Genomic DNA, 8312 nt, shown 5'->3' on the forward strand with positions numbered 1-8312 from the left:
GCTCCAGACCCTAATAAACATTTTTTTATAACATTATCCTTATTAAGGGCATAATTTATAGCCTGCCTTACCCTCTTATCTTTAGAAAATATATTATTTCTATTAAGATTAAAGAATCCCATCCTTAAGCTTAGAGTGTTATAATATATTACATTAAGTTCATCTCTATTCTCATACTCCTTTAAAACATCCCAATTTCCTGTACTTCTAATAAACTCAAATTTTTCATTTTCTAGAGCTTCCTTTAAATCAAAATCATTTGTATCTATATTTATAGTATCTATATATGGGGATCCTCCATAGTAATCATTAAAACCTTTAAGAGTTATTATTCCATTGTTTATTGAATCTAACTTATATGGTCCACAGCCTATAAGCTTCCCTTTATTTTTATAAGAATTTTCACTAAATATAGAACAGCTTGGCTGAGCTAAGTTCATTAGAAACTCTGGGTAACAATAAGATAGGGTTATTTTTAAAGTATAATCATCTATACACTTTATACCTTCTATACCATTATCTTTTCCCTCTATATATCTATCAGCTCCATAAATACAATCTAAAACTGAAGAGTCATTACATTTTGTTCTAGGATGTAACACCCTCTCAAAGGAAAATTTAACATCCCTTGCCTTTAAAATACTACCGTCATGAAACTTAATATTTTTTCTTAACTTAAATACCCAAGTTAAATTATCATCTTCTAAGTGCCAGCTCTTAGCTATTCCTGGAAATACATCTGGAGAGTACTTTTGAACCACCAAATTAGCATATATATTTTGATATAGTATAGTTTCTCCCAGCTGAATCGCATGAACTGGATCTAATTCTTTTAAAGCATTTTCACCAAGTGTTAAAGAAGTATTTAAAGTATACCCATTACCTTTAATGCTATTAAGGGTTTCTAGAAGAATAGTATTTTCTCTCCTAAGTTCCACTGAAAAATCCTTTAAAGAGTCTAAAGCACTTTTAACAAATTCAGCACTCATTAAAGAAGTTTCAACAATGGATAAAACCTTCTCTGCATATTCATTTATATCCTCTGATATGGTATTTAAAGAATCTACAGATGATAGTTGATTCTCTATGAGCTCATTCATATCTCCTATTATTTCTCTAGTCTTCTCTGATGCAGAAGATATTTCATTAAAAGCAGTTTTAGTTTTTGTAGATGATTCTATTCCTATATTAATTTTATCATCACTTTCTTTTATAGCCTTTAAAGTGTTCTCTATACTAAAATTTACATCTTTTAATATATCACTTATTCTATTTGCAAAATCTTTGCTTTGTTCAGATAATTTTTTAACTTCTCCTGCAACTACACTAAAGCTTCTTCCATATTCTCCTGCTCTTGCTGCTTCTATAGCTGCATTTAAAGATAGAAGATTAGTTTGATTTGATATAGCTTTTATAGCATCAGATATTATATTTATACTTTGAAATTTTTCATTTAAATCTAATACTTGGTCCTTTATATATGTAACGCTATCAATTATTTCCTTCATAGAGTTTAAGGAGTTAAGTATAGTAGTATTTCCCTCTTCTACAACTTTTATTGTATTATTAGCTTCTTCACTGGATCCCAAAATATTATCATTTAATCTATGCCATATAGTTGTGTGTCCCTTTATTTCTCCTATAACTTTAGAGATAAATAAAAATTGATTATCTACAGTATTAGAAATTTGATTTATTGAATAAAATAAGCCATCTATAGTAGAGGTGACATCATCTACCCTACTTATAAGTTTACCCATAGATATCTCTTGATTATGCTTTATTATATTTATATTATCCCCATAAAGCTTATTATGTTTATTCTCTTCTTCCTTTACTGAATTTATAATCTCTAGTTTTCCTTTGTTTTTCTTTTCAAACCACATGATAATCCCCCTCTTAAGATTTATGACTTCTTAAAAACCCTTTTTCTCCTAATATACTATTGAAGTTATGTGCTATATTATACCAAATCGTTCAATTTATTTCCACACTACTTGAAATTATATTACCATTTCACATAATATTTAAATAAATTTAATTTTTAAAAACATTCCATAATTTAGTGATTTCTTTGTCCTTTTTCCAATTCTATGCTATAATGTTCCCTAAATGCCTTTAAGGCTGGACATTATTATATAGGAGGATTTTAATGGAAACCATTCTTTCAAAAGAGACTAAAATAAATATAGGAGTAAATGATAATTGTCCTTGTAATAGTGGAAAGAACTATGGCGATTGTTGTAAAAATAAAAATTATGAATATATGACCTTAGGTAAGAACTATAAAGGAGTTGATATTTTATTTAATGACTCCAAAAACATGGAAATATATGATAGAATTGCAAACTTTGCCTTAGATAATATTTTTTCACTAAAGGAAGATGAATACATAACTATAAGTAAAGGTGAAGAGCTTTTAAATAATATATATTCTATGGTAGACGAAGGTCTTACTCAATTTGAATCTTACGCACCTTGTACTAAAGGTTGTGGTCGCTGTTGTAGTTTATACTTAGAATGTACTGCCATAGAAGCTGAAGTTATAAGACGTCATCTAAAAGCCACTAAAACTGAAAATGAAATTAAAGAAATTGAAAGTTATATAAAGAATATGAAGGATAAGATGGAAACCACTAAATCACCTCATGATCTTGAGCATCATACCCTTCATGATATGTATCATAACTATTTAAAAGAAAACACCCCTTGTATGTTTTTAAAGGAGGATAACTCTTGTGGTATCTACTCTATTAGACCTCTAAGATGTAGAGGATTTATAGTATTTACTTCATCTGATAAATGTTCTCTAACAAAAGAGATCATAACACCTAAGCTTCCACCTATATATATAGGTAGTTTAGCTATAGAACAGCTATCTATAAAAATTGGAAGGTATAAAAGTCTAATCTACATAAATGAAAATAATGAGGCAAAACCAATAAAAAGATGCCTTCTTCAGTGGTTTAATAATGGACTAGCTTCCATAGATAGAACTATTGAATAATATACATATACAAATACAAATACAAATACAAGGCTACCATTAATTCTAGTAAATCTATATATTATATGGTAGCTTTACTTTTATATTTTAATAATTTACTATACATTATAATACCTATTAGTAGGCAAGATATATGTATAACATTTATATATCTTGCAAGATTACCATATGATATCTATAACTATAGTTAACCAAAACTTATATTTTATTTAAAAGATTGAGTTTTTATATTATATATCTCTAAAACTTTTTCTTTAGTTTTTTTAGCTTTTAACTTAATTTGCTCCACAGAAAACTTTTTTATGGCTATTAAATCTTCATTTCATTAAAATTATATATTTTCTATAAATGCTATGGATAAATAGAGGGAATCTTCCTCCATATAGTGTTCTTCCCACCATATGAAGGTTAGATGAGTTAATCTAGGGACGTAGCAACTGTTATCCTCCACTTTTTAAGAGGATTGGTGTGTAACAGCTCATAGCCATCATATAAAAATAAGTAGGTGAAATAATTGAAAATAAGACTAGGATATGTAGCTATAGCCTTAAATCTTCCAAAGGTAACCACATCCAGTACTGTTACCTTTACTAACTATAGTAAAATACAAGGAGAAGAAAATAGACTTAATAAACTAAAAAAGGTAAGTCTTTCTAACCTAGATGATTTACATACCATATTAAAATATAATATAGAAAGAGAAGTTCATTTTTATAGAATAACTTCTACTCTCATACCTCTTTCTACTCATCCTGAGGTGGCCTTTAATTATAGACCCCTATTCAAAAAAGACTTTAAAAGAATAGGAAATATAATTAATAGTAGTAATATGAGAATAGATACTCATCCTAACGAATTTAATGTAATAAATAGTATTCGAAAAGATGTAGTGGAAAATACTATAAGAAATCTTTGGCCTCATGTCCATCTATTTGAAGATTTAAATTATAAAACTGGAAAAATGGTAATCCATGTAGGTAGCTCCCAGGGTGGAAAAGAGGACTCTCTTAATAGATTTAAAGAAAATATATTGTATAAAATCCCTGAGGAAATAGGAAGTAAATTAATAATAGAAAATGATGATAAAACTTTTAATATTAATGAAGTTTTAGGTCTCTGTGAAGATTTAAGCCTTCCCATGGTACTAGATGTTCATCATCATAATTGTAATAATAGTGGAGAAGACTTAAAAAACTGTATTGAAAAAATTTTTAACACTTGGAACAATGAATCTATCCCACCTAAAATACACTTTTCTTCTCCTAGGGATCACGAAAAAGACCGTAAACATGCAGATTTTATAGAAGTGAATTCTTTTATAGAATTTTTAGAACTATGTAAAACCATAGATAGAGACTTTGATGTTATGCTTGAATCAAAGAAGAAAGATTTGGCTTTATATAAACTGTGCCAGGATATAAAGGAATTAAGGCCTAATTGGATATGGGAGGATAGTACTACATTAATAATATAAATTAATTATCTAAAACCTTCATATAATATAATATGGTTTATTACTTATGAATTATAATAAAAAGGTTTATTTATAATTACAATTCATCAATAGTAATTTATAAGTAAACCTTTTTATCAAATTATGTTATTTATACTTTATATGTTTTATATTAGATTCTTTAGATATTTTTCTATTGGAATACCACGTATTGAGTCATAATCTCCTAAGATTTCTATATTTCTTATTACTTCACATATGAAATTCATAGCCTTACTTACTCCCTCATAAACAGTAAGTCCCTTAAGAACCGATGCTAAGACTATAGAAGTAAAAGCATCTCCTGTGCCTGGGTATCCCCCTCCTATATATGGTGTAGACATGACTTTATAAGAGCCCTTTCTATCCATAACAAACACATTTGCGTCCCTAGCTTTATTCTCTAAGGGAACACTAGTTATTACTACACTATCTAAATTATATGAAAGGAGTCTCTCTCCCATAGATACTATCTGTTTAAGTGATATACTTTCTTTGTACTCTTCATTCAAAAGAAGAGCCGCTTCTGTATAATTAGGTGTAATTATATTAGCTTTACTTATGATATCCCTAATCATAGTTATATTTTCCTTAGAAAGACCACTATAAATCTTTCCCTGATCCCCTAGTATTGGATCCACTAATAATATGGTTTCTTCTTTTTTAAAAGTATCTATAAACTCTTTAACTACCTTCCCTTCTTTAATGGATGGTATATACCCTATATATATACCATTAAAATAAGGATTAATACTCTTCCAATGATCTAGGTGCTCCTTCATATACTCACTTAAGTCTATCTTAGCTGGATATCCAAAACCTCCAGTATGAGAAGACAAAACCATAGTTGGAAGTAATGAAACCTCACATTCCATAATGGACATAATAGGTATTATGGTACTTAAAGCAGCTCTTCCTATTCCACATATGTCATGAACTACAGCGCAATTATTAACTATATTATTCATAAACTTTAATATTCCCCTTTTTAAGTAATGGTTTTATAATCAAAGATATAGGAATTGTTATAGCTATTCCTAAGGCTGTAGTTATAAGAGATGATCCTAACTTTAAAACAGCAACCTGGAATCCAAAGAACACAAGCCAGTTTACTAAAAAATATCCAACTAAAGATACTATCCCCCCTAATATAAATCCAATTATATTTAAAATATTACTATTTCCTTGTTTACCCATACTAAATGCAACTTTTCCTGCCACATATCCTGTTAACCCTTTAATTATAAAGGTTGGTATAGCAAATAATACATACTTAGGATCTAAAAGATCAAATAATGCACATCCTATAGCACCAGCGAACCCAGCATCCTTTCCAATTAATATGGCACTTAGAAATATAGCTGTAGTCCCAAGATGTACCATGGTAGGACTTCCTCCTATATAAAATGTTATCCCTAAAATTGTTCCTACATAACATATAGCAGAAAATAACCCTATTAAAATTACTCTCTTTGTTTTCATAGATAATATACCCCCTCAAATTTTATCTTATGTAATTATATACCTTTAACTTCTCTTTTCAAAATGTAGGGGTACAAAATATAATGTATGGGTACAAAAATATTACCATAAGCCAAAGATAGATAGGCTTATGGTAATATTAATTAAAACTCTTATTCATTATTTTGCTTTTTATATTTATCTAATATGGTTGCAATTAAATGATTAGCAACTGCAAAATTTTTATATTGTGCATGAACATTGATTATATTTTTAGTTCTTAAAAAGAAATTACCTCTTAACTTATATACTATTAATAATGAAGCTAATAATCTATTTTTTTCTGTTGGATTATCTTCTAATAATACTTTTTCTATAAAATTTTTAATTACGAATTCCTTTTCTCCGTTTGTAAATGTCTCCTCAGCATTCATGGTAAGTCTTTTAAAAATTTCATTAGTTTTATTATCCTGAATATAACGCTTCTTAAAATAATTATAATAGGCATCAACAAAGCTATCTGATATATTTAAGCTTCCTATTTTTAATTCATGAAGAACAAAATCAGCAATATTCTGTCCTTTACTTACTCCCTTGCAGGCCTTTGCCTCAAACATGTCCCACATGAAGGTAAAGAGTTTCAATTGCTCTAAATCTTCCTTGTCTAATGTGGGGCTAAAGTCTAGATAATTATTTATCCATCTTAACTCATCAATTTTTAAAAAATTCATATTACCCCTCCTCACTCGTACCAATACTTTATGCCTTTTACTTATTATACCAATTATTTCAGGGTAATTAAATAGTCTTATCTATTAGTTTATAAACAATTTACTTTTAATTATTTAAATTATTCTTCATGATAAAAATCACAGGCTATACTTATTTCTAGCTTCTGATTTCTTATAAATTCCACTATAGAATTAAATGTTTTTTTACCACTAGCTACCGTATTTATGTTTACATTTTGGTTTCCAAATCCTTTTGATCCTTCTTTTACATAATTAAAACAAGGCATTTCTTTTAATAAAGGTGATATATCTGGTCTTTCAAATCCTATATGATGACTTAGTAAATCAACTTCTACACAAGGTACAAAACTATACATACCTTTATAGCTATCTTCGTAGGTAGCTCCAATATAAAGACTATACTTATTATCTTCTAAACTCTCTATAGAATGATTATAATACCAATCCTTTAATCTTTCGAAATTATCAACGTAACTCTTAGGTGCTTTATGCTTTTTTAAATAGCCCCTAACTGAGTTCTGGAATTCTTCCTTACTGTTTGTTTTTATGTTATCTATCCTATATCTAACTATGAAAACAGTATCGCAGATAAAGATATCATATATCTTTTTCCTTTTACTTTTACTAGCATCAGACTTCTTTCCTGTACCAAATAAAAGTATGTCTCCTGGTTCTAAGGTCTTCATATCCTCTATATAATTTTGCTGGCAGTTAGAATACAAAAACATATTACCCATAACTAAAGGATCAGTATTTACCTTAATATCTGTATCTTCTAATTTATAATCTTTGATTAAAGTATGATGAAGTGCACTAGGATGGTTTTCCTTTTTTAGAATCTCTCTTACCATAGTAAATTTTGAAGGACCTTCCCACTCACCCCAAAACCCTAAAACTTTTTCCTCTTCTTTATTATCTTTGAGTATTTTTCCCCTTGAAATTATATATTTTCTTGTATGTGCTCTATCCTTAGGTACTGGACAAAATCCATCTTTGTGTTTAATAACATCTCTCTCACTACCTGGGTGAAAGAATAATATAAGCTTATTCAACCCTATTCCTCCCCTTTGATTTATTAAATTTATCTCTCTTAATAAATATTCAAAAAAGCTTCCTTTTATTCTTAATATTAAGCATTGAAGTTATTTCACTTAGTTTATTATAAAATAAAAAGAGCTACTTAATAATAAGTAGCTCTTTTTCTCTTCCTAATCCTCTAATTAAAAATTAAATAGTGTTCCTTAAAAATAATGAAACAACTCATAATATACACAAAACTTTCAACACAAATTATACAGTTAATAACAAATTTTGTCAATAGAGATTTAAAATTTCTATTTGCTTTCTCTATAATTTTACATAGTTCTTAAGGAAAAACTATTGTCTTTTATAAATATAATAACTTTTAATATTGCATGGGAATTTACTATATAGGTCTTCTATGTTATTATGATAAAATTAATTTATAATGTGAACATTCTTTAAATATTTTTTACATAATTTAATATATTTATGTAAACCTTCTATATTTAATATTTGTTTATAAGGAGTGAATTTTAGATGTTTCATTTTCTTTGGTTAATAGTTACAGAATTATTTC

The 8312-nt window shown here is 28.0% G+C and carries 7 protein-coding genes; 2 read left to right on the top strand and 5 right to left on the bottom strand.

Translation table 11 applies throughout. From position 1 onward, the window contains the following. A partial coding sequence (locus tag AB2369_RS08840; RefSeq protein ID WP_367666117.1) for an ABC transporter substrate-binding protein occupies window positions 1-1886 on the bottom strand: 1886 nt, incomplete at its 3' end. 266 nt (window positions 1887-2152) lie between these two features. On the opposite strand from AB2369_RS08840, the gene AB2369_RS08845 reads away from it, so the two are divergent. Both AB2369_RS08845 and uvsE read left to right on the top strand, forming a co-directional pair. Beyond that, a complete protein-coding gene (locus AB2369_RS08845) occupies window positions 2153-3007 on the top strand; it encodes a YkgJ family cysteine cluster protein (protein ID WP_367666118.1) in 855 nt (284 codons plus the stop codon). A gap of 514 nt (window positions 3008-3521) precedes the next feature. After that, window positions 3522-4481 (top strand): UV DNA damage repair endonuclease UvsE, encoded by a 960-nt coding sequence (gene uvsE / locus AB2369_RS08850; protein ID WP_367666119.1) that lies wholly within the window; start codon window positions 3522-3524, stop codon window positions 4479-4481. Window positions 4482-4627: 146 nt separating this feature from the next. Here the strand turns inward: uvsE and AB2369_RS08855 are convergent, their stop codons facing one another. The 4 genes from AB2369_RS08855 to AB2369_RS08870 all read right to left on the bottom strand — a co-directional run bounded on the left by AB2369_RS08855 (window position 4628) and on the right by AB2369_RS08870 (window position 7764). Continuing rightward, window positions 4628-5467, bottom strand: coding sequence for a pyridoxamine kinase (locus AB2369_RS08855; RefSeq protein WP_367666120.1), 840 nt, complete (start codon window positions 5465-5467; stop codon window positions 4628-4630). Beyond that, a complete protein-coding gene (locus AB2369_RS08860; protein WP_367666121.1) occupies window positions 5460-5981 on the bottom strand; it encodes an ECF transporter S component in 522 nt (173 codons plus the stop codon). Before AB2369_RS08860 ends, AB2369_RS08855 begins: the two co-directional genes overlap by 8 nt. Before the next feature lie 152 nt (window positions 5982-6133). Then, window positions 6134-6691, bottom strand: coding sequence for a hypothetical protein (locus tag AB2369_RS08865; protein WP_367666122.1), 558 nt, complete (start codon window positions 6689-6691; stop codon window positions 6134-6136). A 119-nt stretch (window positions 6692-6810) separates the two neighbouring features. Beyond that, window positions 6811-7764 carry a hypothetical protein gene (locus AB2369_RS08870; protein WP_367666123.1) on the bottom strand — a complete coding sequence of 318 codons (954 nt, stop codon included), beginning with the start codon at window positions 7762-7764 and terminating at the stop codon, window positions 6811-6813. Between the last annotated feature and the right edge of the window lie 548 nt (window positions 7765-8312).

Source organism: Clostridium sp., from assembly GCF_040797585.1.
Classification (GTDB): domain Bacteria; phylum Bacillota; class Clostridia; order Clostridiales; family Clostridiaceae; genus Clostridium_Z.